This window comes from Pseudomonas syringae (assembly GCF_021605415.1).
GTDB classification, from domain to species: domain Bacteria; phylum Pseudomonadota; class Gammaproteobacteria; order Pseudomonadales; family Pseudomonadaceae; genus Aquipseudomonas; species Aquipseudomonas syringae_S.
The window spans coordinates 51,190-77,824 of the sequence record NZ_WKEQ01000021.1 but is presented as its reverse complement, the minus strand read 5'-3'; the positions used below and the strand labels follow the sequence as shown (position 1 = coordinate 77,824).

Sequence of the window (26,635 nt, the reverse complement as noted above, 5' to 3'; positions counted from 1 at the left end):
GCAATCCCTAAACCCCTTGGCGTATACCCCCTTTTTCGGGCACAATGCACGCCGCTTTTGCCTGGCGCAGTTGCACCGGGCCATTCATTGGATACCGAGGGCTTTACTGCATGTCGAAAGAAGACAGCTTCGAAATGGAAGGCACTGTCGTCGACACCCTGCCCAACACCATGTTTCGTGTGGAGTTGGAAAATGGGCACGTCGTAACCGCGCATATTTCCGGCAAGATGCGCAAGAACTACATTCGTATTCTTACCGGTGACAAAGTGCGCGTCGAGCTGACGCCCTATGACTTGAGCAAAGGTCGCATCACTTACCGCGCCCGTTAATCAAGTCAATACAAGACGCCCGGCCTATGCCGGGCGTTTTTGTTTGTCTGGGTTTTGAGCTTGAAGCCTTGAGCTCCGCGCTTACGCTCTTCACCGCTCAACAGGCCGAGTGTCAGCTCGGCTGCAGCTTTGATCTTGATCCACCCGCCCCCTTCGGAAGGAACCCAAGCCTGCGAGGGCCGAACGCCGGGGCGAGACCTTTTGGTTCCTTTGGGCCGGGCCGGCAATCCGGCGCTTGCCAAAAGTGGCTCGACCGTCAGGGCGAAACCCTAAGCCGCCATTACCGCAGCAACGGATATGCACACAAAACAACGAAACAACACACAGCAAAAAGGCGCCCGAAGGCGCCCTTAGCTTTACAGCAGATGAATGACCGTCAGGCCATCTCCGCCGTGGTTTCGAAGTCAAAGGTCAGCTCACCGTCCTTGATGTCGATGTGAACCACACCGCCATGCTCGGCCAGCTCGCCAAACAGAATCTCTTCCGCCAGCGGACGCTTTATCTTGTCCTGGATCAGACGCGCCATCGGACGAGCACCCATTGCCGAATCGTAACCACCGGCAGCCAGCCAACTACGCGCCGCGTCGGTCACTTCCAGCAACACACGCTTGTCTTCCAGTTGCGCCTGTAGCTCGGTGAGGAACTTGTCCACCACACTTTTGATGACCTCATGACTGAGGCGACCAAACTGGATAATGGTGTCCAGACGGTTGCGGAATTCCGGCGTGAAGCTCTTCTTGATCACTTCCATCGCATCGGAAGAGTGATCCTGATGAGTAAAGCCGATCGAAGCCCGCGCGGCCGTTTCAGCACCGGCGTTGGTGGTCATGATCACGATCACATTGCGGAAGTCAGCCTTGCGCCCGTTGTTATCAGTCAGCGTGCCGTGATCCATTACCTGCAGCAGCAGGTTGAAGACTTCAGGGTGCGCTTTCTCGATTTCATCGAGCAGCAATACGCAATGCGGTTGCTTGGTGATCGCCTCGGTCAACAGACCGCCCTGGTCAAAACCGACATAACCAGGAGGCGCACCGATCAGACGCGATACGGTGTGCCGCTCCATGTACTCGGACATGTCGAAGCGAACCAGCTCGATCCCCAAGGCCTTGGCCAATTGCCGCGCTGCCTCGGTTTTACCAACCCCGGTGGGGCCGGCGAACAGGAACGAACCGACCGGTTTGTCAGGCGATTTCAGCCCGGCACGGGACAGTTTGATCGCCGTCGACAGTGAGTCGATGGCAGCATCCTGACCAAAAACCGTCAGCTTCAGATCACGCTCAAGATTACGCAGCAGCTCCTTGTCGGAACTGGTGACGTGCTTCGGCGGAATCCGCGCGATCTTCGCCACAATGTCTTCAACCTGAGGCACTTCAATACGCTTCACACGTTTTTCGACCGGTTGCAGACGCTGGTAGGCGCCCGCCTCGTCGATCACGTCGATCGCCTTGTCCGGCATGTGCCGGTCATTGATGTAGCGCGAGGCGAGTTCAGCGGCGGCACGCAAGGATTCGTCGCTGTACTCGATGTTGTGGTGCAATTCGAAACGCCCTTTCAGGCCGCGCAGAATGCCGATGGTGTCTTCCACCGACGGCTCGACGACGTCAACTTTCTGGAAGCGACGCGCCAAGGCGCGATCCTTCTCGAAGATGCCGCGAAATTCCTGGAACGTGGTCGAACCGATACACCGAATGTCACCGGATGACAGCAGCGGCTTGAGCAGATTCGAGGCGTCCATGACACCACCGGACGCAGCACCCGCACCAATAATGGTGTGGATTTCGTCAATGAACAAAATCGCCTGCGGACGTTTTTTCAACTCGTTGAGCAACGCCTTGAAACGCTTCTCGAAATCGCCACGGTACTTGGTGCCGGCGAGCAAGGCACCGAGATCGAGAGAATAAACGACACTATTGGCCAGCAGATCCGGCACCTGGTTATCGACAATACGCTTGGCCAAGCCTTCGGCAATTGCAGTTTTACCCACGCCCGCCTCACCGACCAGCAACGGATTGTTTTTGCGGCGACGGGCAAGTATCTGCGCGACGCGCTCGACTTCCGATTCGCGGCCGACCAATGGATCGATACGACCCTGGCGTGCGAGTTCGTTGAGGTTGCTGGCATAAGCATCCAGAGGATTGCCTGACGAAGAAGACTCACCGCCCTCGTCATCCTGCATATCTTGCTCACCTTCAGAGTGATCGCCATGCCCCGGCACTTTGGAAATGCCATGGGCGATGTAGTTGACGACATCGATGCGCGCAACGCTCTGCTGCTTGAGCAGGAACACCGCCTGACTCTCTTGCTCGCTGAAGATTGCAACCAGCACATTGGCGCCGGTTACTTCGCGCTTGCCCGAGCTCTGTACGTGAAAGACAGCACGCTGCAATACACGCTGGAAGCCCAGGGTTGGCTGGGTCTCGCGATCTTCGTCATGGACGGGGATCAATGGCGTGGTGGAGTCGATGAACTCCTGCAGATCATGCTTGAGTTTGTCGAGGTTTGCGCCGCAGGCACGCAAAACGGTGGCGGCAGCCTCATTATCCAATAGGGCCAACAGGAGATGTTCGACAGTCATGAACTCATGACGCTTCGAACGAGCCTCCTTGAAGGCTAGATTGAGGGTGACTTCGAGCTCGCGGTTTAACATAGCTTCACCTCATACCCAAGTGGTCGGCGATTAACCGTCCTTCTCGATTTCACAGAGTAGCGGATGCTGGCTTTCCCTGGCGTACTGGTTGACCTGCATGGCCTTTGTCTCGGCGATGTCGCGGGTAAACACTCCACATACTGCCCGACCTTCTGTATGGACGGCCAGCATGACCTTGGTCGCCAGCTCGCGATTCAGGTTAAAAAACACCTCGAGCACTTCGACGACGAAATCCATCGGTGTGTAGTCATCATTAAACAAAACCACCTTGTACATCGGCGGCGCCTGTAGAGCCGGCTTTGCTTCCTGAACCGCAACGCCTGCCGAATCGTCGTCGTGTTCCTCCGGATGATCCTTCTGGAATGTCGGGCGATCCTGATTGAATGTTAGTCGAATCTGGCTGATTGCATGCATGGAAAGAAAGGTTCGTCAGTTGTGCAAATACAGTGGTGGGGGCGGCTACACACATTTTCAACTCCGACTGCCAAGTCACCTTGACTATCAGGAAAACGGTGTTACAACCAATAGAACCCACAGTGGGTAAAAAAGATCCGCGGAGTCAACATTTTTAATAAATGGACTGCGGATGGACGGGATGATACTCCAGCGATGGAGTCTGTTGCAGAGGGATTTGAGCATGGCTGTCGGCAAGGTGAAATGGTTCAACAATGCCAAGGGGTACGGGTTCATCAACGAGGATGGCAAAACGGAAGACTTGTTTGCCCATTACTCGGCTATCACGATGGATGGCTATAAAACCCTGAAAGCCGGGCAAGCGGTAGAATTCGACATTATTAACGGGCCGAAGGGGCTGCACGCCGTCGCGATAGTGGATGCAGCGGCCAAAGGTGCTACCACCACTGCAGCAACGGCCGTGGTTGCTAAATCGACAGTTGCGAGCTAAGCACGCCTCTTACAGCATTCAGCAATAAAAAACCGCCCGACTCGCTCATCCGAACCGGGCGGTTTTTCGCTGCTTCGCATTTAGCCTACATATGAGAAATCAGCGCGTCACCGAAACCAGAAGACGAAACCAGCTTGGCGCCATCCATCAGACGTTCAAAGTCATAGGTCACTGTCTTGGCTGAAATCGCGCCATTGGTACCCTTGATGATCAGATCCGCTGCTTCCGTCCAGCCCATGTGTCGCAGCATCATCTCAGCCGACAAAATCAGTGACCCCGGGTTGACCTGATCCTTGCCTGCATATTTGGGCGCGGTACCGTGGGTCGCCTCGAACATAGCCACGGTGTCGGACAGGTTGGCACCCGGCGCGATCCCGATACCGCCCACTTCCGCCGCCAGGGCATCGGAGAGGTAATCACCGTTCAGGTTGAGGGTGGCAATCACATCGTATTCAGCAGGCCGCAGCAGGATCTGCTGGAGCATGGCGTCGGCGATGGCATCTTTGACGACGACATTCTTGCCGGTTTTCGGGTTCTTGAACTGCATCCAGGGCCCGCCATCAAGCAGGGTCGCACCGAATTCGTCGGCCGCCACTTCGTAGGCCCATTCCTTGAAGGCACCTTCGGTGAACTTCATGATGTTGCCTTTGTGCACGATGGTCAGCGAATCTCGGTCGTTATCGACCACATATTGCAGGGCTTTGCGCGCCAGGCGCTTGGTGCCTTCGCGAGAAACCGGCTTGACGCCGATGCCGCAGTTTTCGTCGAAACGGATCTTGGTGACGCCCATTTCTTCTTTAAGGAATTTGATCACCTTGGTGGCTTCCGGCGAACCGGCCTTCCACTCGATGCCTGCATAAATGTCTTCGGAGTTCTCGCGGAAGATCGTCATGTCGACATCGCCAGGCTTTTTCACCGGGCTCGGCACACCTTCGAACCAGCGCACAGGGCGCAGACAGACATAAAGGTCGAGTTGCTGACGCAGGGCAACGTTCAGCGAACGGATGCCGCCACCGACCGGGGTGGTCAGCGGGCCCTTGATGGACACCACGTAATCCTTGACCGCGTCGAGGGTTTCCTGGGGCAGCCAAGTATCCTGATCGTAAACCTGAGTAGCCTTTTCGCCGGCGTAGACTTCCATCCAGGAAATCTTGCGCTTGCCGCCGTACGCCTTTTCAACAGCAGCATCGACAACCTTGATCATGACCGGGCTGATATCGACACCAATCCCGTCACCCTCAATGAAGGGAATGACCGGATTATCAGGAACATTGAGAGAATGGTCTGCGTTGACGGTGATTTTGTCGCCGACGGCTGGAACCTGAATCTTCTTGTAACCCATGCTGAACTCCATTGATTGGATTGAACATCTGGCTTGATTCGAGCGTAACCCAGTTACCCGGACACGCAAACCCAATGTTCCGGGCTTGTGCACCTCTCGCGATGTACAAGCTTGAATGCAAAGGGAAAAGCGCCAATCTCAAGCATTTGCGACGATTTTTTTCGCGATGCCCGCCTGCGACCTTTAGACCAATGGACGAGAATCGTTGCATATGAAGCATCGGCAGATTGCCAGCTACCTATGTATAATGCTGCCGCTGACCAAAGGGTCACGATGGCCGACCTCTCCTTGCTGCTCAAATGTAGCCGAGACATCCGCCCATAGCCGGGGTGTTACCGCAGCCCGACTGCTTGACGCTCTACTGATGCACCCAACATCACCGCGAAGAATCTCGACATTCGGCTCACGAACGCGCTTACCCGGCGCCCCTCGAGTTTCTGCGCACGCTTTAGCAAAGAAGAGAGAGTTAATCCGAATATGCCCACCCGCTCGAAGATCATCTATACCTTCACCGACGAAGCCCCAGCCCTCGCCACCTATTCCCTGCTGCCGATCATCGAGGCTTACACCGCCTCGGCCGATATCGCCGTGGAAACCCGCGATATCTCTCTTGCAGGACGCATCCTGGCCAGCTTCCCCGAGCAACTGGGCGACAAAGCCGTAGCCGACCACCTCGCCGAACTGGGCGACCTGGCCGTTACGCCTGAAGCCAACATCATCAAGCTGCCGAACATCAGCGCCTCGGCTCCGCAGCTACAAGCGGCGATCAAAGAGCTGCAAGCCCAGGGTTACAACCTGCCGGATTACCCGGAAACCGTGACCAGCGACGCCGACAAAGACGTCAAGGCTCGCTACGACAAGGTTAAGGGCAGCGCTGTGAACCCGGTTCTGCGCGAAGGCAACTCTGACCGCCGCGCTCCGCTGTCGGTCAAGAATTACGCGCGCAAGCACCCGCACAAAATGGGCGCATGGGCTCAGGACTCCAAGTCCCACGTGGCTCACATGAGCACCGGCGATTTCTATGGCAGCGAAAAAGCTGCCCTGATCGACGCCGCTGATGCCGTGAAAATCGAACTGATCGCGAAAGACGGCACCACCTCGGTCCTGAAAGAAAAAACCAGCGTTCAGGCTGGCGAGATCCTCGATTGCGCCGTGATGAGCAAAAACGCCCTGCGTTCGTTCATCGCTGCTGAAATCGAAAGCGCCAAGGCACAAGGCGTGCTGCTGTCGGTACACCTGAAAGCGACCATGATGAAGGTCTCCGACCCGATCATGTTCGGCCAGATCGTTGCCGAGTTCTATAAAGACGCACTGGCCAAGCACGCTGACGTGCTGGCACAGATCGGTTTCAACCTGAACAACGGCATTGGCGACCTGTACGCTCGCATCAAGGCGTTGCCGGCCGAGCAGCAAGCGCAGATCGAAGCTGACATTCAAGCGGTCTACGCCGTTCGTCCATCGCTGGCGATGGTCAACTCCGACAAAGGCATCACCAACCTGCACGTGCCGAGCGACGTCATCGTCGACGCCTCGATGCCGGCCATGATTCGTGACTCAGGCAAGATGTGGGGCACCGACGGCCAGTTGCACGACACCAAGGCTGTGATCCCGGATCGCTGCTACGCGACCATCTACCAGGCCGTGATCGAAGATTGCAAAGCCAACGGTGCGTTTGATCCGACCACCATGGGCAGCGTGCCGAACGTCGGTCTGATGGCGAAAAAAGCCGAAGAGTACGGTTCCCACGACAAGACCTTCCAGATCAAGGCTGACGGCGTGGTTCGCGTGACGGACAGCAAAGGCACCTTGCTGATGGAGCAGGCTGTTGAAGCCGGCGACATCTTCCGCATGTGCCAGACCAAAGACGCGCCGATCCAGGACTGGGTCAAACTGGCCGTCAACCGTGCCCGCGCCAGCAGCACCCCGGCGATCTTCTGGCTCGACCCGATGCGCGCTCACGACGGCGTAGTGATCGAGAAAGTTCAGGCCTACCTGAAGGATCACGACACTGCCGGTCTGGACATTCAGATCATGGCACCGGTCGATGCAATGAAATACACCCTGCAGCGCACCCGCGAAGGCAAGGACACCATTTCGGTGACCGGTAACGTTCTGCGCGATTACCTGACCGACCTGTTCCCGATCATGGAACTGGGCACCAGCGCCAAGATGCTGTCAATCGTGCCACTGATGAACGGTGGCGGCCTGTTCGAAACCGGCGCCGGCGGTTCGGCTCCGAAGCACGTGCAGCAACTGCTGGAAGAGAACTTCCTGCGCTGGGATTCGCTGGGTGAATTCCTGGCACTGGCCGCGTCCCTGGAACACCTGGGCGTGACTTACAACAATCCCAAGGCGCTGGTTCTGGCCAAGACCCTGGATCAGGCCACCGGCCAATTCCTGGACAACAACAAGTCGCCATCGCGCAAAGTCGGCAACATCGACAACCGCGGCAGCCACTTCTATCTGGCGCTGTACTGGGCGCAAGCCCTGGCTGCCCAGACCGAAGATGCTGCACTGCAAGCGCAGTTCGCGACCCTGGCCAAAACCCTGACCGAGAACGAAGCGACCATCGTCGCCGAGCTCAACGCCGTTCAGGGCAAGCCAGTAGACATCGGCGGTTACTACCACGCCAATGCCGAGCTGATCGCCAAGGCCATGCGCCCGAGCGCAACCTTCAACGCGGCGGTTGCTGCGCTGGTTTAAGCTTGTAGGCAGCACCACGAACCCCGGCCAAGTGCCGGGGTTTGTGCTTTTAAGGAACACACAAATCCCTGTGGGAGCTGGCTTGCCAGCGATGGCGTCATTCGATTCAAAATCGAGTGTGATTGACCCACCGCAATCGCTGGCAAGCCAGCCCTCACAGGGATAGTGTTTCAACCTTTGATATCTGAGGAAGGCTTATGGAATGGCTCCCCCACATCACCGTCGCCACCATCGTCGAAGACAACGGCCGCTTCCTGATGGTCGAAGAGCACAAGGGCGGACGTAACGTGCTCAATCAGCCCGCCGGCCATCTCGACCCGGACGAAACCCTGATCGAAGCCGCCGTGCGCGAAACCCTCGAAGAAACCGGGTATGACGTCGAAATCGCCAGCGTCATCGGTATTTACCTGTACACCGCCCCGAGCAACGGCGTGACTTACCAGCGCGTCTGCTTCAGCGCCAAAGCCCTGAAACACCATCCAGACTATCAACTGGACGACGGCATCGTCGGCGCCAAGTGGTTGACCCGCGAGCAATTGATGCAGCAACGCGACCACTGGCGCAGCGAGCTGATCATCCGCTGCATCGACGATTATCTGGCCGGCAACCGCTTCGGCCTCGAACTGATCCGCCCTTCCCTTTAGCCTTGAGGCCGCGAGCCTGATAGAATCGCGTCCTTTTTCAAGACACTCATTGAATCCCTATGCGTGATCCATCCCCTTCTGACACATCCAAGACGCGCGTCATTGTCGGCATGTCCGGCGGCGTGGACTCTTCCGTTTCCGCTCTCCTGCTGATCGAGCAGGGTTATGAGGTGGAAGGCCTGTTCATGAAGAACTGGGAAGAAGACGACGGAACGGAATACTGTACCGCCATGGATGACCTGGCGGACGCTCAGGCCGTGTGCGACAAGATTGGCATCAAGCTGCACACCGCCAACTTCGCCGCCGAGTACTGGGACAACGTGTTCGAGCATTTCCTGGCCGAATATAAAGCCGGACGCACGCCGAACCCGGACATCCTGTGCAACCGCGAGATCAAGTTCAAGGCGTTCCTTGACTACGCCATGATGCTCGGCGCCGATCTGATCGCCACCGGCCACTATGTGCGCCGCCGCGACATCGATGGCCGCACCGAATTGCTCAAGGGCCTGGATCCGAACAAGGATCAGAGCTACTTCCTGCACGCCGTTGGCGGCGAACAGATCGCCAAGACGCTGTTCCCGGTCGGCGAACTGGAAAAACCGCAAGTACGCGAAATTGCCGAGAAATACGAACTGGCGACCGCCAAGAAGAAGGATTCCACCGGAATCTGCTTCATCGGCGAGCGTCGTTTCAGCGATTTCCTCAAGCAATACCTGCCAGCACAACCGGGCGAGATCAAGACCACCGAAGGCGAAGTCATCGGCCGTCACCACGGCTTGATGTATCACACCATCGGCCAGCGTCAGGGCCTGGGCATCGGCGGCCTGAAAGATGCCGGCGATGAGCCGTGGTACGTGCTGCGCAAGGATCTGGACACCAACGAGTTGATCGTCGGTCAGGGCAACAACCATCCGTGGCTGTTCTCCAGCGCCCTGCTCGCTTCCGAAATTTATTGGGTCAACCCGATCGATCTGAGCCAACCCCTGCGCCTTACCGCCAAAGTGCGTTATCGCCAAAGTGACCAGGCTTGCACCCTGGAACAAACCGCGACCGGCTATCGCGCCGTGTTCGACGAACCGCAGCGCGCCGTCACACCGGGGCAATCGGTGGTGTTCTACGACGGCGAAATCTGTCTCGGCGGTGGCGTGATAGAAGTCGCCGAGCCGTGGAGCGGCCAGGCATGAGCCCGACTCAGGAGCAATTGACCGCGCTGGGCGGTGTGTTTCTCGCCGCCGTGCTGGTCGACCGGATCGCCAAGACCGGCCAGACCAGCGAGGCCGGCCTGACTTGCATGCTCGGCAGCCTGCTGGTTCGCGACCCCAAGAACACGCTGGACGTTTACGGCGGCGACGACATCAATCTGCGCGAAGGCTACCGCGCACTGATCGGCGCTCTGGAGCGCGATCCGAGCACGTTGCAGCGCGAACCGCTGCGGTACGCTTTGTCGATGCTCGGTTTGGAGCGGCAACTGGCCAAGCGCGACGACATGCTCGACACGATCGGCAAACGCCTGCCGCAGATTCAGTCCCAGGTCGAACACTTCGGCCCGGCCCATGAAAACGTGGTCGCGGCCTGCGGCGCCTTGTATCAGGACACCCTGAGCACCTTGCGCCAGCGTATTCAAGTGCATGGCGACATGCGCAATCTGCAGCAGCCGAGCAATGCCTCGAAAATCCGCGCCCTGTTGCTTGCCGGTATCCGTTCGGCGCGCCTTTGGCGACAGCTCGGCGGCCACCGCTGGCAGTTGGTGATCAGCCGTCGCAAATTGCTCAAAGAGCTGTATCCGCTGATGCGCAGCGAGTGAAACGCCCGTAATAACAGCTTTGTAATCTGTAACGCGTAATACGCCGGTCAGTTGGCAACGGATCGGCGGATTTTTTCATGTATGATACGCGCCCCATTTCGTTGCCCGACTGTCCGAGAACACCCCATGCAGCTCTCTTCGCTCACTGCGGTTTCCCCTGTTGACGGCCGCTACGCCGGCAAAACCCAGGCCCTGCGCCCAATTTTCAGCGAGTACGGCCTGATCCGTGCCCGCGTTCTGGTTGAAGTGCGCTGGCTCCAGCGCCTGGCCGCCCACCCGGGCATCAGCGAAGTGCCGGCGTTTTCCGCCGAAGCCAACGCAGTGCTGAACGAGCTGGCCGAGAATTTCGCTCTGGAACACGCCGAGCGCGTGAAAGAAATCGAGCGCACCACCAACCACGACGTCAAGGCGATCGAATACCTGCTCAAGGAGCAGGCGGCCAAGCTGCCGGAGCTGGCCAAGGTCAGCGAGTTCATCCACTTCGCCTGCACCAGTGAAGACATCAACAACCTGTCCCACGCCCTGATGCTGCGCGAAGGCCGTGACGATGTGATGCTGCCGCTGATGCGCCAGACCGCCAACGCCATCCGCGAACTGGCGATCCGTTTCGCCGACGTGCCGATGCTGTCGCGCACCCACGGTCAGCCGGCCTCGCCGACCACCCTGGGCAAAGAGCTGGCGAATGTGGTTTACCGTCTGGAGCGTCAGATCGCTCAGGTCGCTGCCGTGCCGCTGCTGGGCAAGATCAACGGCGCCGTGGGTAACTACAACGCCCACCTGTCGGCGTACCCGCAGATCGACTGGGAAGAAAATGCCCGCGCCTTCATCGAAGACGAGCTGGGTCTGGGCTTCAACCCATACACCACGCAGATCGAGCCGCACGACTACATTGCCGAGCTGTTCGACGCCATCGCGCGCTTCAACACCATCCTGATCGACTTTGACCGTGACATCTGGGGCTACATCTCCCTGGGTTACTTCAAGCAGCGCACCATCGCTGGTGAAATCGGTTCGTCGACCATGCCGCACAAGGTCAACCCGATCGACTTCGAAAACTCCGAAGGCAATCTGGGCATCGCCAACGCACTCTTCCAGCACCTGGCGAGCAAACTGCCGATCTCCCGCTGGCAGCGCGACCTGACTGACTCCACCGTCCTGCGTAACCTCGGTGTCGGCTTCGCCCACAGCGTGATCGCGTACGAAGCGAGCCTCAAAGGCATCAGCAAACTGGAGCTCAACGAGCAGAAGATTGCCGCTGACCTGGACGCTTGCTGGGAAGTGCTGGCCGAGCCGATCCAGACCGTCATGCGCCGCTACAACATCGAAAACCCGTATGAAAAGCTCAAAGAACTGACCCGTGGCAAGGGCATCAGCCCTGAAGCACTGCAGACTTTCATCGACGGCCTGGACATGCCAGCCGCCGCCAAAGCCGAGCTGAAGCAGTTGACCCCGGCCAACTACATCGGCAACGCCGTGGCACAAGCCAAACGCATCTGATCGACCGCTTGACCCGCTAGAAACGCCCGGCCGCGCCGGGCGTTTTTATTCCCGTCTTAAAAGCATTTTTTTTCAATAGGTTACACATGAATTCTGACACTCCTCTTCAACTTCTGGGCGGCCTGACGGCGCGTGAATTCCTACGCGATTACTGGCAGAAAAAGCCGCTGCTGATCCGCCAGGCGATTCCTGATTTCGAAAGCCCGATCGACGCCGACGAACTGGCCGGCCTGGCGCTGGAAGAAGAAGTTGAATCGCGACTGGTGATCGAGCACGGCGAGCGCCCATGGGAATTGCGCCGCGGCCCGTTTGCCGAAGACGAATTCAGCAAATTGCCAGAAACCGAGTGGACCTTGCTGGTTCAAGCGGTTGACCAGTTCGTCCCGGAAGTCAGCGAACTGCTGGAAAATTTCCGCTTCCTGCCGAGCTGGCGCGTCGATGACGTCATGATCAGCTTCGCCGCTCCGGGTGGCAGTGTCGGCCCGCACTTCGACAACTACGATGTGTTCCTGCTGCAGGCCCAAGGTCAGCGCAGCTGGAAAATCGGCCAGATGTGCGATTCCGAAAGCCCACTGCTGCAACACGCGGATCTGCGTATCCTCGCCGATTTTGAAGAGACTGCTGAGTGGGTGCTGGAGCCGGGCGACATGCTTTATCTGCCGCCTCGCCTGGCCCATTGCGGCGTGGCCGTGGATGACTGCATGACGTATTCGGTCGGTTTCCGCGCGCCAAGCGCTTCCGAAGTGCTGACGCATTTCACCGACTTCCTCAGCCAGTTCCTGACGGACGAAGAGCGTTACACCGACGCCGACGCGCAGCCGGCTGCCGATCCGCACCAGATTCAACACGATGCCCTGGATCGCCTGAAAAGCCTGCTCGCCGAGCATATGAGCGACGAGCGCCTGCTGCTGACCTGGTTCGGCCAGTACATGACCGAGCCGCGTTATCCGGAATTGGTGGTTGGCCCGGACGATCTTGAGGAAGAAGACGTTCTCGCCGCCCTGGAAGAAGGCGCGATCCTGATCCGCAACCCGAGCGCCCGCCTCGCCTGGTCCGAAGTCGATGACGACCTGCTGCTGTTCGCCAGCGGCCAGAGCCGTTATCTGCCAGGCAAATTGCGCGAGCTGCTGAAAATGATCTGCGCCGCTGACGCGCTGCACGTCGACAACCTCGGCGAGTGGCTGAGCGATGAGGACGGTCGCGGCCTGCTGTGCGAACTGGTCAAGCAAGGAAGCCTGGGGTTCGCCGATGAATAAAATTCGCGTACGTGTCGCAGACTGGCAAAAGGATATCGCCGAGATCCGGCGCATTCGTGAAACGGTGTTCATCGCCGAGCAATCGGTTCCGCCCGAGCTTGAGTGGGACGCCGATGACGCGACTGCCGTGCATTTTCTGGCATTCGAAGGCGACTTTCCGGTCGGTACCGCCCGTCTTTTGCCGGACGGGCACATCGGTCGAGTGTCGGTGCTGAAAGACTGGCGTGGCTTGAAGGTCGGCGATGCATTGATGCAAGCGGTAATCGGCGAAGCTGAAAAGCGCGGATTGAAGCAGCAGATGCTCAGCGCTCAGGTGCAGGCCACGGCGTTCTATGAGCGCTTGGGTTTCACGCTGGTCAGTGAGGAATTTCTCGAAGCCGGGATTCCGCACGTCGATATGGTTCGCCATTCGGCGTAAGACCGAGCCTGCTCGCGAAGGCCTTCAAAAACACCACAAAACGCCCCGACATCTCACGATGCCGGGGCGTTTTGCTGTCTACGATTCAACTTGCTCCACCCAAGGCCGACAAACTGGCAATATCAAGCCTTTCGAAAGCGGAGATAACGGACATGTCCCTACGCACCCTGCTCACCACCCTGCTGCTCGGCTGCAGTTTTTCGGTGCTGGCAGCCACGGAAATCGTGCCCCTTAAATACCACACCAGCGCCGACATGCTGCCCGTTGCGCAAGACTTCATCGGCAAGGACGGCCAAGTCAGCGCCTATGGTAACCAACTGATCGTCAACGCCGAACCGGGCAAGATCCAGGAGCTGAAAAACCTGCTCGATCAGCTCGACACCGCGCCAAAACGCTTGCTGATCACCGTCGATACCAACGAAAACAATGGCCGGGGCGACGAAGGTTATTCGGTCAATGGCGGCCAAGCGAACCAGACCCGCATCATCAGCCGCAGCACGGCGAGCCGAGATGGCGGCGTTCAGCAGATTCAAGCAAGCGAAGGCATGCCGGCGCTGATTCAGGTCGGCCAGAGCGTGCCGATCACCAGCAGCCAGAGCAATTCCTATGGCGATTACAGCAGCCAGACGCAATATCGCAATGTCACCCAGGGTTTCTACGTGACTGCGAGCGTCACCGGCGAGACCGTTCATCTGGCAATCAGTACCAACCGTGACCGCATAAGCCAGGAACGTCCCGATGTAGTGAACGTACAAAGTACCGACACAACCGTCACCGGACGTCTGGGTGAGTGGATCACTCTCGCGGGCGTCAATCGCCAGACACAGGCCGACAAACAGGGCCTGACCCGCAGCTACTCGACCCAAGGTCGGGATGACATGACCCTGCGAGTGAAAGTCGATTCCCTGGACTGACAACCCGAAAACTGACTGATTAGTCGTATTAGACGAAAGATGTAGTGCTATAAAAAAAGCACTACAAAACGTTTGACGATCGAAAAAAGCATTGGCATGATGGCCTCGCTCCCGCTAATCAGAGGCCCTGATAAGGGCCTTCGAGGCGACGTTCGCAATCACCCCCGCGAACCGCTTCGTGTCTGTACCGCCCACAAGGTGTGTTTGACGAGGTTGCGACTGGAACGAAGTTGTCCCGAGGGACGGAAGCGTTTTTAGGTAACCCGGCATCACACTGTTTTCGTACCAAGGCCCACGACGCCTGAATACGCCCGCAGTCCGCCCTTACCTGCTCACCTCCCCTCGAGCCCATCGTTCATCCCGTCGCCTCCCCCGCCGAATCCGACTTGACCACCTAAGCTTCTGGTCAGCGAGCGCAAGATTTTCCACCGCAGAACAACTTTTCATAAAAGACGCGACGAGGTTTATCTCCATGGCACTGACACGCGAACAGCAAATTGCAGCCCTCGAAAAAGACTGGGCTGAAAACCCGCGCTGGAAAGGCGTGACACGCACTTACTCCGCTGCTGACGTCGTCCGTCTGCGTGGCTCGGTTCAACCGGAGCACACCTTCGCGAAAATGGGCGCTGACAAGCTGTGGAACCTGGTCACCCAGGGTGCCAAGCCGTCATTCCGTCCTGAGAAAGATTTCGTCAACTGCATGGGCGCCCTGACCGGCGGCCAGGCTGTACAGCAAGTGAAAGCCGGCATCCAGGCGATCTACTTGTCCGGCTGGCAGGTTGCCGCGGACAACAACTCCGCCGAATCGATGTACCCGGATCAGTCGCTGTACCCGGTGGACTCGGTGCCGACCGTGGTCAAGCGCATCAACAACTCGTTCCGTCGTGCCGACCAGATCCAGTGGAAAGCCGGCAAGAACCCGGGCGATGACGGCTACATCGACTATTTCGCGCCAATCGTGGCTGACGCCGAAGCCGGTTTCGGCGGCGTACTGAACGCCTACGAGCTGATGAAGAGCATGATCGAAGCAGGCGCTGCCGGCGTTCACTTCGAAGACCAACTGGCTTCCGTGAAAAAATGCGGCCACATGGGCGGCAAGGTTCTGGTGCCAACCCAGGAAGCCGTGCAGAAGCTGACCGCTGCTCGTCTGGCTGCGGACGTTGCCGGTACACCGACCATCATTCTGGCTCGTACCGACGCGAACGCCGCCGACCTGCTGACCTCCGACTGCGACCCGTACGATCAGCCATTCGTGACTGGCGAGCGCACCCAGGAAGGCTTCTACAAGGTTCGCGCCGGCCTGGATCAAGCCATCGCCCGTGGCCTGGCTTACGCTCCGTACGCCGACCTGATCTGGTGCGAAACCGCCAAACCGGATCTGGACGAAGCCCGTCGCTTCGCTGAAGCGATCAAAAAGGAATACCCGGATCAACTGCTTTCCTACAACTGCTCGCCTTCCTTCAACTGGAAGAAAAACCTGGACGACGCGACCATCGCCAAGTTCCAGCGCGAACTGTCCGCCATGGGTTACAAGCATCAGTTCATCACCCTGGCCGGCATTCACAACATGTGGCACAGCATGTTCAACCTTGCGCACGACTACGCCCGCAACGACATGACTGCCTACGTGAAGCTGCAAGAGCAGGAATTCGCCGACGCCGCCAAGGGTTACACCTTCGTGGCTCACCAGCAGGAAGTGGGCACCGGCTACTTCGACGACATGACCACCGTGATTCAGGGTGGCTCGTCTTCGGTCACCGCGCTGACCGGTTCGACCGAAGAAGAGCAGTTCCACTGATTCAGCGTCGCCTGAGCAAACGGCCCCTGCGGATCGAATAAAAAGCTAACCGCAGAGCCGCAAAACTGATGCCCCGACTTGTTCGGGGCGTTTTTTTGCCCGCGATTTCCCAAGCACCACAAAAACCTGTGGGAGCGGGCTTGCTCGCGAAGGCGGCGGAACAGTCACCTCATGCGCAAGCTGACACTGCGCTTTCGCGAGCAGGCTCATTCCTACAGGGGTCAGCGGTGATCATCAGTGCAAAACATTGATCCAGCGCGGCATCTGCATCACAAAAATCAGTTAAAACGAGCGCCGCCGCTACTTGCAGTAACGCGCATGTAAGACAACTTTCCGTCTATTGACCCGTTAAATAGTTACAAAACCGCCTCAAACGATATCAATTATCATTTAACCACAACTATGTTCGTTACATTCCCTACAAAACATAATTCTCTGAAACCTGCCTAATGCCCGCAACGCATGGGCCGCACCGCCTCGAAGGTGCGTAATGTCCTTATTCCAATAAATAATTTCGCTATAGGAATTTTACTTGCCGGGTGTTTAGCCATAAAATCAGCTCGATTGATTGCTGCGACATATCGTCACTGCCTTATTTCTTTTCAAGCTCAGAGACCTTTGCTCTCTGTTAAGGATTACCAGCATGCCCGAAGCGACAGGACTCATGGCCCACAACTGGGGCTTTGCCATTTTCCTTCTGGGCGTTGTCGGCCTTTGCGCCTTCATGCTTGGCGTCTCCAGCCTCCTCGGGTCAAAAGCCTGGGGTCGCAGCAAAAACGAACCGTTCGAGTCGGGCATGCTACCTACCGGTGGCGCCCGCTTGCGGCTCTCAGCCAAATTCTATCTGGTCGCGATGCTCTTCGTGATCTTCGATATCGAAGCCCTCTTTCTCTTTGCATGGTCTGTGTCCGTCCGCGAAAGCGGCTGGACCGGATTCGTCGAAGCTCTCGTTTTCATAGCAATTCTGTTGGCAGGTCTTGTCTACCTGTTCCGAGTGGGCGCCCTTGACTGGGCTCCGGAAGCTCGTCGCAAGCGGCAGGCGAAGCTGAAACAATGAGGCTTTGGCAATGCAATACAATCTCACCAGGATCGACCCCGATGCTCCTAACGAGCAGTATCCGATTGGCGAACGGGAAACCGTTTCCGATCCGTTAGAAGATCAAGTCCACAAAAACATTTTCATGGGCAAGCTGGAAGACGTGCTGAGTGGCGCGGTCAACTGGGGACGTAAAAACTCCCTGTGGCCGTATAACTTCGGCCTGTCGTGCTGCTATGTGGAAATGACCACCGCCTTCACGGCGCCCCACGACATCGCGCGCTTCGGCGCCGAAGTGATCCGGGCATCGCCGCGTCAGGCCGACTTCATGGTTATCGCCGGTACCTGCTTCATCAAGATGGCGCCGATCATTCAGCGTCTCTACGAGCAAATGCTCGAGCCGAAATGGGTTATCTCCATGGGTTCGTGCGCCAACTCCGGTGGCATGTACGACATCTACTCCGTGGTTCAGGGGGTGGACAAGTTCCTGCCCGTCGATGTCTACGTGCCTGGCTGCCCGCCCCGTCCAGAAGCATTCCTGCAAGGCTTGATGCTGTTGCAGGAATCGATTGGCCAGGAGCGTCGCCCATTGTCTTGGGTCGTTGGCGATCAAGGCGTTTATCGCGCCGACATGCCTTCGCAGAAGGATGCGCGCCGCGAACAGCGAATCGCAGTCACCAACCTGCGCAGCCCTGACGAAGTCTGATCCAGATCTGTTCTTACAAAGAAACGAGAAGCTGGCTTCATTCTTTACGTTGACCGAAAGCGAAAAAATAACCATGACTACAGGCAGCGCTCTGTACATCCCGCCTTATAAGGCAGACGACCAGGATGTGGTCGTCGAATTGAACACCCGTTTTGGCCCTGAGGCGTTCACCGCCCAGGCAACTCGCACCGGCATGCCGGTGCTTTGGGTTGCCCGCGCCAAACTCGTCGAAGTCCTGACCTTCCTGCGCAACCTGCCCAAGCCGTACGTCATGCTCTATGACCTGCACGGCGTGGATGAGCGTCTGCGCACCAAGCGTCAAGGGCTGCCAGGCGATGCCGACTTCACTGTGTTCTATCACCTGATGTCGATCGAACGTAACAGTGACGTGATGATCAAGGTCGCCTTGTCCGAGAGCGATCTCAGCGTGCCGACCGTCACCGGCATCTGGCCGAACGCCAACTGGTACGAACGCGAAGTCTGGGACATGTTCGGCATCGACTTCAAAGGTCACCCGCACCTGTCGCGCATCATGATGCCGCCGACTTGGGAAGGTCACCCGCTGCGCAAGGATTTCCCGGCGCGCGCCACCGAATTCGATCCGTTCAGCCTGAACCTCGCCAAGCAACAGCTTGAGGAAGAAGCCGCACGCTTCCGTCCTGAAGACTGGGGCATGAAGCGTTCCGGCGCGAATGAGGATTACATGTTCCTCAACCTGGGCCCGAACCACCCTTCGGCCCACGGTGCCTTCCGTATCATTCTGCAACTGGACGGCGAAGAGATCGTCGACTGCGTCCCGGACATCGGTTACCACCACCGTGGTGCCGAGAAGATGGCCGAGCGTCAGTCCTGGCACAGCTTCATCCCGTACACCGACCGTATCGACTACCTCGGCGGCGTGATGAACAACCTGCCGTACGTGCTCTCGGTCGAGAAGCTGGCCGGCATCAAAGTGCCCGAGAAGGTCGATACCATCCGCATCATGATGGCCGAGTTCTTCCGGATCACCAGCCACCTGCTGTTCCTGGGGACTTACATCCAGGACGTCGGCGCCATGACCCCGGTGTTCTTCACGTTCACCGACCGCCAAAAGGCGTACACGGTGATCGAAGCCATCACCGGTTTCCGTCTGCACCCGGCCTGGTACCGCATCGGTGGCGTCGCGCACGACCTGCCACGCGGCTGGGACAAACTGGTGAAAGATTTCGTTGAATGGCTGCCAAAGCGCCTCGACGAATACACCAAGGCCGCCCTGCAAAACAGCATTCTCAAGGGTCGTACCATCGGCGTGGCAGCCTACAACACCAAAGAAGCCCTGGAATGGGGCGTCACCGGTGCCGGCCTGCGTTCGACCGGTTGCGACTTCGACCTGCGTAAAGCGCGTCCATACTCCGGCTACGAGAACTTCGAGTTTGAAGTGCCGCTGGCCGCCAATGGCGATGCGTATGACCGCTGCATGGTGCGCGTCGAAGAGATGCGCCAGAGCATCAAGATCATCGACCAGTGCATGCGCAACATGCCGGAAGGCCCGTACAAGGCGGATCACCCGCTGACCACGCCGCCGCCCAAAGAGCGCACGCTGCAACACATCGAGACCCTGATCACGCACTTCCTGCAGGTTTCGTGGGGCCCGGTCATGCCGGCCAACGAATCCTTCCAGATGATCGAAGCGACCAAGGGCATCAACAGTTACTACCTGACGAGCGACGGCGGCACCATGAGCTACCGCACCCGGATTCGCACCCCAAGCTTCCCGCATCTGCAGCAGATCCCTTCGGTGATCAAAGGCAGCATGGTCGCGGACTTGATCGCGTACCTGGGCAGTATCGACTTCGTTATGGCCGACGTGGACCGCTAAGCATGAACAGCACGCTTATCCAGACAGACCGTTTCACCCTCAGTGAAACCGAGCGCTCGGCCATTGAGCACGAGTTGCATCACTACGAAGACCCGCGCGCGGCGTCGATCGAAGCCCTGAAGATCGTTCAGAAAGAACGCGGCTGGGTGCCGGACGGCGCCCTCTACGCGATCGGCGAGATCCTCGGCATCCCGGCGAGCGACGTTGAAGGCGTGGCGACGTTCTACAGCCAGATCTTCCGTCAGCCGGTCGGCCGTCACATCATTCGCGTCTGCGACAGCATGGTCTGCTACATCGGGGGCCATGAATCGGTGGTCAGCGAAATCCAGAACAATCTGGGCATCGGCCTGGGTCAGACCACCACAGACGGTCGTTTCACCCTGCTGCCTGTCTGCTGCCTCGGCAACTGCGACAAGGCACCGGCGCTGATGATCGACGACGACACCTTTGGTGATGTGCAGCCTGCTGGCGTCGCCAAACTGCTCGAGGGCTACGTATGACCCTGACATCTTTCGGCCCGGCCAACCTGATCAAGCGTTCGGCCGAGACTCACCCGCTGACCTGGCGTCTGCGTGACGACGGCGAAGCCGTGTGGCTCGACGAATACCAGGCCAAGAACGGTTACGCCGCTGCGCGCAAAGCCTTCGCCGACATGGCTCAGGACGACATTGTCCAGACCGTGAAGGACGCCGGCCTGAAAGGTCGCGGCGGTGCAGGCTTCCCCACTGGCGTGAAGTGGGGCCTGATGCCCAAAGACGAATCCATCGACATCCGCTACCTGCTGTGCAACGCGGATGAAATGGAGCCGAACACCTGGAAAGACCGCATGCTGATGGAGCAACTGCCCCATCTGCTGATCGAAGGCATGCTGATCAGTGCCCGCGCGCTGAAAACCTACCGTGGCTACATCTTCCTGCGCGGCGAATACACCACCGCCGCCAAGCACCTCAACCGTGCCGTGGAAGAAGCCAAGGCAGCAGGCCTGCTGGGCAAGAACATTCTGGGTTCAGGCTTTGATTTCGAACTGTTCGTCCACACCGGTGCCGGGCGTTACATCTGCGGTGAAGAAACCGCACTGATCAACTCCCTCGAAGGCCGCCGCGCCAATCCGCGCTCCAAGCCGCCCTTCCCTGCTGCCGTTGGCGTGTGGGGCAAGCCGACGTGCGTGAATAACGTTGAAACCCTGTGCAACGTGCCGGCGATCATTGCCGACGGCGTTGATTGGTACAAATCGCTGGCCCGCGACGGCAGTGAAGACATGGGCACCAAGCTCATGGGCTTCTCCGGCAAAGTGAAGAACCCGGGGCTGTGGGAATTGCCATTCGGCGTGACCGGTCGCGAACTGTTTGAAGACTACGCTGGCGGCATGCGCGACGGCTTCAAGCTCAAGGCCTGGCAGCCAGGTGGCGCCGGTACCGGTTTCCTCTTGCCGGAACACCTCGACGCGCAGATGTATGCCGGCGGCATTGCCAAAGTGGGTACCCGGATGGGTACCGGCCTGGCGATGGCGGTGGACGACAGCGTCAACATGGTCTCGCTGCTGCGCAACATGGAGCAGTTCTTTGCCCGTGAGTCGTGCGGTTTCTGCACCCCTTGCCGCGATGGCTTGCCATGGAGCGTCAAGCTGCTGATGGCCATCGAAAACGGTGAAGGCCAGCCGGGCGACATCGAGACCTTGCTCGGTCTGGTCGGTTTCCTCGGCCCAGGCAAAACCTTCTGTGCTCACGCACCGGGTGCCGTGGAACCATTGGGCAGCGCGATCAAATACTTCCGTTCAGAGTTCGAAGCCGGTATTGCGCCGAAAAGCGCCACCGTCCCGCCTCTGGCACAGCCGATCGTAGTCGGCGCTTAACGCTTTAAAAAGACGAAGGGTCCGTGCCCTTCGTCTTTCGTCCGATGACGCCTCGCGGGGCTGTTTGGATTCGGACGGATAACAAGATTCCATTAGCCACGCCCGCTGACACCGGGCCAACGAAGACCTTTGAACCATGGCCACTATCCACGTAGACGGCAAAGCGCTCGAAGTCGACGGGGCAGACAACCTGTTACAGGCATGTCTGTCGCTGGGCCTCGACATTCCATATTTCTGCTGGCACCCCGCGCTAGGTAGCGTCGGGGCTTGCCGCCAGTGCGCGGTCAAGCAGTACACCGACGAAAACGACACCCGTGGTCGCATCGTCATGTCCTGCATGACCCCGGCCACCGACAACACCTGGATCTCCATCGAAGATGAAGAATCCAAGGCGTTCCGCGCCAGCGTTGTCGAATGGCTGATGACCAACCACCCGCACGACTGCCCTGTGTGCGAAGAAGGCGGTCACTGCCACCTGCAAGACATGACGGTAATGACCGGCCACAACGAGCGCCGTTACCGCTTCACCAAGCGCACCCACCAAAACCAGCAACTGGGCCCGTTCATTTCCCACGAAATGAACCGCTGCATCGCTTGCTACCGCTGCGTGCGTTTCTACAAGGACTACGCCGGCGGCACCGACCTCGGCGTATTCGGCGCCCACGACAACGTGTACTTCGGTCGCGTTGAAGACGGCACCCTCGAAAGCGAGTTCTCCGGCAACCTCACCGAGGTCTGCCCGACCGGTGTGTTCACCGACAAGACTCACTCCGAGCGCTACAACCGCAAATGGGACATGCAGTTCTCGCCAAGCATCTGCCATGGCTGCTCCAGCGGTTGCAACATTTCCCCGGGCGAGCGCTACGGCGAACTGCGCCGCATCGAAAACCGCTACAACGGTTCGGTGAACCAGTATTTCCTGTGCGACCGTGGCCGTTTCGGTTATGGCTACGTCAACCGCACCGACCGTCCGCGCCAGCCGCTGCTGGCCAACGGCACCAAGCTGAGCCTCGACGCTGCGCTGGACAACGCTGCCGAATTGCTGCGCGGTCGCAACATCGTCGGTATCGGTTCGCCGCGTGCCAGCCTCGAAAGCAACTATGCGTTGCGCGAACTGGTCGGTGCCGAGCACTTCTACAGCGGTATCGAAGCCTCCGAGCTGGAACGCATTCGCCTGGTGCTGCAAGTCCTCAAAGACAGCCCCCTGCCCGTGCCAAACATGCGCGACATCGAAGACCACGACGCCGTGTTCGTCCTCGGTGAAGACCTGACCCAGACCGCCGCCCGTATGGCGTTGTCCCTTCGTCAGTCGGTCAAGGGCAAGGCCGAAGAAATGGCCGATGCCATGCGCGTTCAGCCTTGGCTCGACGCCGCCGTGAAGAACATCGGCCAGCACGCGCTGAACCCGCTGTTCATCGCCAGCCTGGCAGAAACCAAGCTCGACGATATCGCCGAAGAATGCGTTCACGCCGCGCCCGACGATCTGGCGCGCATCGGTTTCGCCGTGGCTCACGCGCTGGATGCCAGTGCCCCGGCCGTTGAAGGTCTGGACACCGAGGCACTCGATCTGGCCAAGCGCATCGCCGACGCCCTGCTCGCCGCCAAACGCCCGCTGATCATCGCCGGTACTTCGCTGGGCTCCAAAGCCCTGATCGAAGCCGCTGCGAACATCGCCAAGGCACTGAAGCTGCGCGAGAAGAACGGTTCCATCAGCCTGATCGTGCCGGAAGCCAACAGCCTCGGCCTGGCCATGCTCGGTGGCGAATCGGTCGACGCCGCGCTGCAAGCCGTGATCGACGGCAAGGCTGACGCGATCGTCGTGCTGGAAAACGATCTGTACACCCGCACCGACAACGCCAAGGTCGATGCCGCGCTGAACGCCGCCAAAGTGCTGATTGTCGCCGACCATCAGAAGACCGCTACCACTGATCGCGCCGACCTGGTGCTGCCAGCGGCGAGCTTCGCCGAAGGCGACGGTACGCTGGTCAGCCAGGAAGGTCGCGCCCAGCGCTTCTTCCAGGTTTTCGATCCGCAATACCTGGACGCGAGCATCCTGGTTCACGAAGGCTGGCGCTGGCTGCACGCCCTGCGCGCGACTCTGCTGAATAAGCCTGTGGACTGGACGCAACTCGACCACGTCACCGCTGCCGTGGCGTCGAGCACCGCGCAACTGGCGCGCATCGTCGATGCCGCACCGTCCGCCGCGTTCCGCATCAAGGGCATGAAACTGGCCCGTGAACCGCTGCGTTACTCCGGTCGCACCGCGATGCGCGCCGACATCAGTGTTCACGAACCACGCACCCCGCAAGACAAAGACACCGCGTTCGCCTTCTCCATGGAAGGTTACTCGGGCTCCGTTGAACCGCATCAGCAAGTGCCGTTTGCCTGGTCGCCGGGCTGGAACTCGCCACAGGCGTGGAACAAGTTCCAGGACGAAGTCGGTGGTCACATCCGCGCTGGCGACCCGGGCACGCGCCTGATCGAAAGCAACGGTGATTCGCTGAACTGGTTCGCTGCTGCGCCGCGTGCGTTCAACCCGGCGCCGGGTACCTGGCAAGCCGTACCGTTCTTCCACCTGTTCGGCAGCGAAGAAAACTCTTCAAAAGCCGCTCCGGTTCAGGAACGCATTCCGGCCGCCTATGTTGCTCTGGCGAAGTCCGAAGCGGATCGCCTGGGCGTCAACGACGGCGCCCTGTTGAGCTTGAACGTGGCCGGTCAGACCCTGCGTCTGCCGCTGCGCATCAATGAAGAACTGGGCGCAGGTCTGGTGGCCTTGCCAGCAGGCATCGCCGGCATTCCACCGGCATTCGCCGGCGTATCCGTCGACGGTCTGCAGGAGGCAGCGCAATGACCTGGTTCACCCCTGAAGTGATCGATGTGATCCTGACGGTCATCAAAGCCATCGTCATCCTGCTGGCCGTCGTGGTCGCCGGTGCGTTGCTCAGCTTTGTCGAACGTCGTTTGCTGGGCTGGTGGCAGGATCGTTACGGTCCGAACCGCGTCGGTCCGTTCGGCATGTTCCAGATCGCCGCCGACATGCTCAAGATGTTCTTCAAGGAAGACTGGACGCCACCGTTTGCCGACAAGGTGATCTTCACCCTGGCACCGGTCGTGGCCATGTCCGCCTTGCTGATCGCCTTCGCGGTCATCCCGATCACCCCGACCTGGGGCGTGGCGGATCTGAACATCGGCCTGCTGTTCTTCTTCGCCATGGCCGGTCTGTCGGTCTACGCAGTGCTGTTCGCCGGCTGGTCGAGCAACAACAAGTTCGCCCTCCTCGGCAGCTTGCGTGCCTCGGCGCAGACCGTGTCCTACGAAGTGTTCATGGGCCTGGCCCTGATGGGCATCGTGGTGCAGGTCGGCTCGTTCAACATGCGCGACATAGTCGAGTACCAGGCGCAGAACCTGTGGTTCATCATTCCGCAGTTCTTCGGCTTCTGTACCTTCTTCATCGCTGGCGTCGCCGTGACTCACCGTCACCCGTTCGACCAGCCGGAAGCGGAACAGGAACTGGCCGACGGTTACCACATCGAATACGCCGGCATGAAATGGGGCATGTTCTTCGTCGGCGAATACATCGGTATCATCCTGATCTCGGCGCTGTTGGTCACGCTGTTCTTCGGCGGCTGGCACGGTCCGTTCGGCATCCTGCCGCAACTGTCCTTCGTCTGGTTCGCATTGAAGACCGCGTTCTTCATCATGCTGTTCATCCTGCTGCGCGCTTCCATTCCGCGTCCGCGTTATGACCAGGTGATGGATTTCAGCTGGAAATTCTGCCTGCCACTGACCCTGATCAATTTGCTGGTGACCGCTGCGGTTGTGTTGATGAACACGCCTGCGGTTGCGGTTCAGTGAGGATTTGACCCATGTTCAAATATATTGGCGACATCGTTAAGGGTACCGGTACCCAGTTGCGCAGCCTGGTCATGGTCTTCGGCCATGGCTTCCGCAAGCGCGACACCCTGCAATACCCGGAAGAGGCGGTCTACCTGCCGCCGCGCTACCGTGGCCGCATCGTTCTGACCCGCGATCCCGACGGCGAAGAGCGTTGCGTGGCTTGCAACCTGTGCGCCGTGGCCTGTCCGGTCGGTTGCATCTCGCTGCAAAAAGCTGAAACCGAGGACGGTCGCTGGTACCCGGACTTCTTCCGCATCAACTTCTCGCGCTGCATTTTCTGCGGTCTCTGCGAGGAAGCCTGCCCGACCACCGCAATCCAGCTCACGCCGGATTTCGAAATGGCCGAGTTCAAACGTCAAGATCTGGTGTACGAGAAAGAAGATCTGCTGATCTCCGGTCCCGGCAAAAATCCTGATTACAACTTCTATCGTGTTGCAGGGATGGCAATTGCCGGGAAGCCGAAAGGCACCGCGCAAAACGAAGCCGAACCGGTCAATGTGAAGAGCTTGCTGCCTTAAGGAAGAACGATGGAATTCGCTTTCTATTTCGCATCGGGTATCGCTGTTGTGTCGACGCTGCGCGTGGTCACCAACACCAACCCTGTGCATGCCCTGCTCTACCTGATCATCTCGTTGATCGCCGTGGCCATGACGTTCTTCTCGCTCGGTGCACCGTTTGCCGGAGTGCTGGAAGTGATCGCCTACGCCGGCGCCATCATGGTGCTGTTCGTGTTCGTGGTGATGATGCTGAACCTGGGCCCGGCCTCGGTGCAGCAGGAACGCACCTGGCTCAAGCCTGGAATCTGGGCCGGGCCGGTGATTCTTGCCGTGCTGCTGCTGGCCGAACTGCTGTATGTGCTGTTCGCTCACCAGAGCGGCCAGGCCATCGGTCACACCACCGTGGATGCGAAAGCCGTGGGCATCAGCCTGTTCGGCCCGTATCTGCTGGTGGTCGAACTCGCCTCGATGCTGCTGCTCGCCGCAGCCGTCACGGCGTTCCACTTGGGCCGCAACGAGGCGAAGGAGTAATT

The 26,635-nt window shown here is 58.9% G+C and carries 23 protein-coding genes; 20 read left to right on the top strand and 3 right to left on the bottom strand.

Features of this window, described 5'->3' with window-relative positions; genetic code table 11:
* The first annotated feature begins 110 nt into the window (after positions 1-110).
* The gene (gene infA, locus GIW69_RS16055; RefSeq protein ID WP_002553999.1) at positions 111-329 is read left to right on the top strand and encodes a translation initiation factor IF-1; all 219 of its coding nucleotides are present in this window, start codon (positions 111-113) and stop codon (positions 327-329) included.
* A gap of 376 nt (positions 330-705) precedes the next feature.
* Here infA and clpA read toward each other — a convergent pair whose 3' ends face one another.
* Together clpA and clpS are read right to left on the bottom strand one after the other, a co-directional pair.
* Positions 706-2,976, bottom strand: coding sequence for an ATP-dependent Clp protease ATP-binding subunit ClpA (gene clpA, locus GIW69_RS16050; protein WP_236483712.1), 2,271 nt, complete (start codon positions 2,974-2,976; stop codon positions 706-708).
* A gap of 30 nt (positions 2,977-3,006) precedes the next feature.
* Positions 3,007-3,390 (bottom strand): ATP-dependent Clp protease adapter ClpS, encoded by a 384-nt coding sequence (gene clpS / locus GIW69_RS16045; protein ID WP_236483710.1) that lies wholly within the window; start codon positions 3,388-3,390, stop codon positions 3,007-3,009.
* A gap of 223 nt (positions 3,391-3,613) precedes the next feature.
* On the opposite strand from clpS, the gene cspD reads away from it, so the two are divergent.
* Positions 3,614-3,880, top strand: coding sequence for a cold shock domain-containing protein CspD (gene cspD, locus GIW69_RS16040; protein WP_496570924.1), 267 nt, complete (start codon positions 3,614-3,616; stop codon positions 3,878-3,880).
* Between the two features lie 85 nt (positions 3,881-3,965).
* Here cspD and icd read toward each other — a convergent pair whose 3' ends face one another.
* Positions 3,966-5,222, bottom strand: a complete 1,257-nt coding sequence (icd, locus tag GIW69_RS16035; protein WP_236483708.1) for an NADP-dependent isocitrate dehydrogenase — start codon at positions 5,220-5,222, stop codon at positions 3,966-3,968.
* A gap of 477 nt (positions 5,223-5,699) precedes the next feature.
* Here icd and GIW69_RS16030 point away from each other — a divergent pair, with 477 nt between their 5' ends.
* From GIW69_RS16030 to nuoJ, 18 genes are all read left to right on the top strand, one after another.
* Positions 5,700-7,925: an NADP-dependent isocitrate dehydrogenase gene (locus GIW69_RS16030; protein ID WP_236483706.1), complete on the top strand. Its 2,226-nt coding sequence runs from the start codon at positions 5,700-5,702 to the stop codon at positions 7,923-7,925.
* A 197-nt stretch (positions 7,926-8,122) separates the two neighbouring features.
* The gene (locus GIW69_RS16025) at positions 8,123-8,569 is read left to right on the top strand and encodes an NUDIX hydrolase (RefSeq protein WP_236483704.1); all 447 of its coding nucleotides are present in this window, start codon (positions 8,123-8,125) and stop codon (positions 8,567-8,569) included.
* Positions 8,570-8,628: 59 nt separating this feature from the next.
* A complete protein-coding gene (mnmA, locus tag GIW69_RS16020; RefSeq protein ID WP_236483702.1) occupies positions 8,629-9,753 on the top strand; it encodes a tRNA 2-thiouridine(34) synthase MnmA in 1,125 nt (374 codons plus the stop codon).
* Positions 9,750-10,373: a high frequency lysogenization protein HflD gene (hflD, locus tag GIW69_RS16015; protein WP_236483700.1), complete on the top strand. Its 624-nt coding sequence runs from the start codon at positions 9,750-9,752 to the stop codon at positions 10,371-10,373. The genes mnmA and hflD overlap by 4 nt, the downstream gene beginning before the upstream one ends.
* 126 nt (positions 10,374-10,499) lie before the next feature.
* Entirely contained in the window at positions 10,500-11,870 is a 1,371-nt protein-coding gene (gene purB / locus GIW69_RS16010; protein ID WP_236483698.1) for an adenylosuccinate lyase, read from the top strand.
* An 86-nt stretch (positions 11,871-11,956) separates the two neighbouring features.
* Positions 11,957-13,126: a cupin domain-containing protein gene (locus GIW69_RS16005; RefSeq protein WP_236483696.1), complete on the top strand. Its 1,170-nt coding sequence runs from the start codon at positions 11,957-11,959 to the stop codon at positions 13,124-13,126.
* Entirely contained in the window at positions 13,119-13,544 is a 426-nt protein-coding gene (locus GIW69_RS16000) for a GNAT family N-acetyltransferase (RefSeq protein ID WP_236483694.1), read from the top strand. Before GIW69_RS16005 ends, GIW69_RS16000 begins: the two co-directional genes overlap by 8 nt.
* Positions 13,545-13,696: 152 nt before the next feature.
* Positions 13,697-14,458 (top strand): secretin N-terminal domain-containing protein, encoded by a 762-nt coding sequence (locus GIW69_RS15995; RefSeq protein ID WP_236483692.1) that lies wholly within the window; start codon positions 13,697-13,699, stop codon positions 14,456-14,458.
* Positions 14,459-14,930: 472 nt separating this feature from the next.
* Complete coding sequence (aceA, locus tag GIW69_RS15990) at positions 14,931-16,256, top strand: isocitrate lyase (protein ID WP_007920195.1); 1,326 nt, start codon at positions 14,931-14,933, stop codon at positions 16,254-16,256.
* Positions 16,257-16,899: 643 nt separating this feature from the next.
* Positions 16,900-17,313 (top strand): NADH-quinone oxidoreductase subunit A, encoded by a 414-nt coding sequence (locus GIW69_RS15985; protein ID WP_003223812.1) that lies wholly within the window; start codon positions 16,900-16,902, stop codon positions 17,311-17,313.
* 10 nt (positions 17,314-17,323) lie between these two features.
* Positions 17,324-17,998, top strand: a complete 675-nt coding sequence (locus GIW69_RS15980; protein WP_236483690.1) for an NADH-quinone oxidoreductase subunit B — start codon at positions 17,324-17,326, stop codon at positions 17,996-17,998.
* Between the two features lie 73 nt (positions 17,999-18,071).
* Positions 18,072-19,856: an NADH-quinone oxidoreductase subunit C/D gene (gene nuoC / locus GIW69_RS15975; RefSeq protein WP_236483688.1), complete on the top strand. Its 1,785-nt coding sequence runs from the start codon at positions 18,072-18,074 to the stop codon at positions 19,854-19,856.
* A 2-nt stretch (positions 19,857-19,858) separates the two neighbouring features.
* Positions 19,859-20,356, top strand: coding sequence for an NADH-quinone oxidoreductase subunit NuoE (gene nuoE / locus GIW69_RS15970; protein ID WP_007920186.1), 498 nt, complete (start codon positions 19,859-19,861; stop codon positions 20,354-20,356).
* Positions 20,353-21,708 (top strand): NADH-quinone oxidoreductase subunit NuoF, encoded by a 1,356-nt coding sequence (nuoF, locus tag GIW69_RS15965; RefSeq protein ID WP_236483686.1) that lies wholly within the window; start codon positions 20,353-20,355, stop codon positions 21,706-21,708. Before nuoE ends, nuoF begins: the two co-directional genes overlap by 4 nt.
* Before the next feature lie 136 nt (positions 21,709-21,844).
* Positions 21,845-24,559 carry an NADH-quinone oxidoreductase subunit NuoG gene (gene nuoG, locus GIW69_RS15960; RefSeq protein ID WP_236483685.1) on the top strand — a complete coding sequence of 905 codons (2,715 nt, stop codon included), beginning with the start codon at positions 21,845-21,847 and terminating at the stop codon, positions 24,557-24,559.
* Entirely contained in the window at positions 24,556-25,563 is a 1,008-nt protein-coding gene (gene nuoH / locus GIW69_RS15955) for an NADH-quinone oxidoreductase subunit NuoH (RefSeq protein ID WP_236483683.1), read from the top strand. The genes nuoG and nuoH overlap by 4 nt, the downstream gene beginning before the upstream one ends.
* A gap of 11 nt (positions 25,564-25,574) precedes the next feature.
* Entirely contained in the window at positions 25,575-26,123 is a 549-nt protein-coding gene (gene nuoI / locus GIW69_RS15950; protein WP_236483681.1) for an NADH-quinone oxidoreductase subunit NuoI, read from the top strand.
* 9 nt (positions 26,124-26,132) lie between these two features.
* On the top strand, positions 26,133-26,633 hold the full coding sequence (nuoJ, locus tag GIW69_RS15945; RefSeq protein WP_236483679.1) for an NADH-quinone oxidoreductase subunit J: 501 nt from the start codon (positions 26,133-26,135) through the stop codon (positions 26,631-26,633).
* The last annotated feature ends 2 nt before the right edge of the window (positions 26,634-26,635 follow it).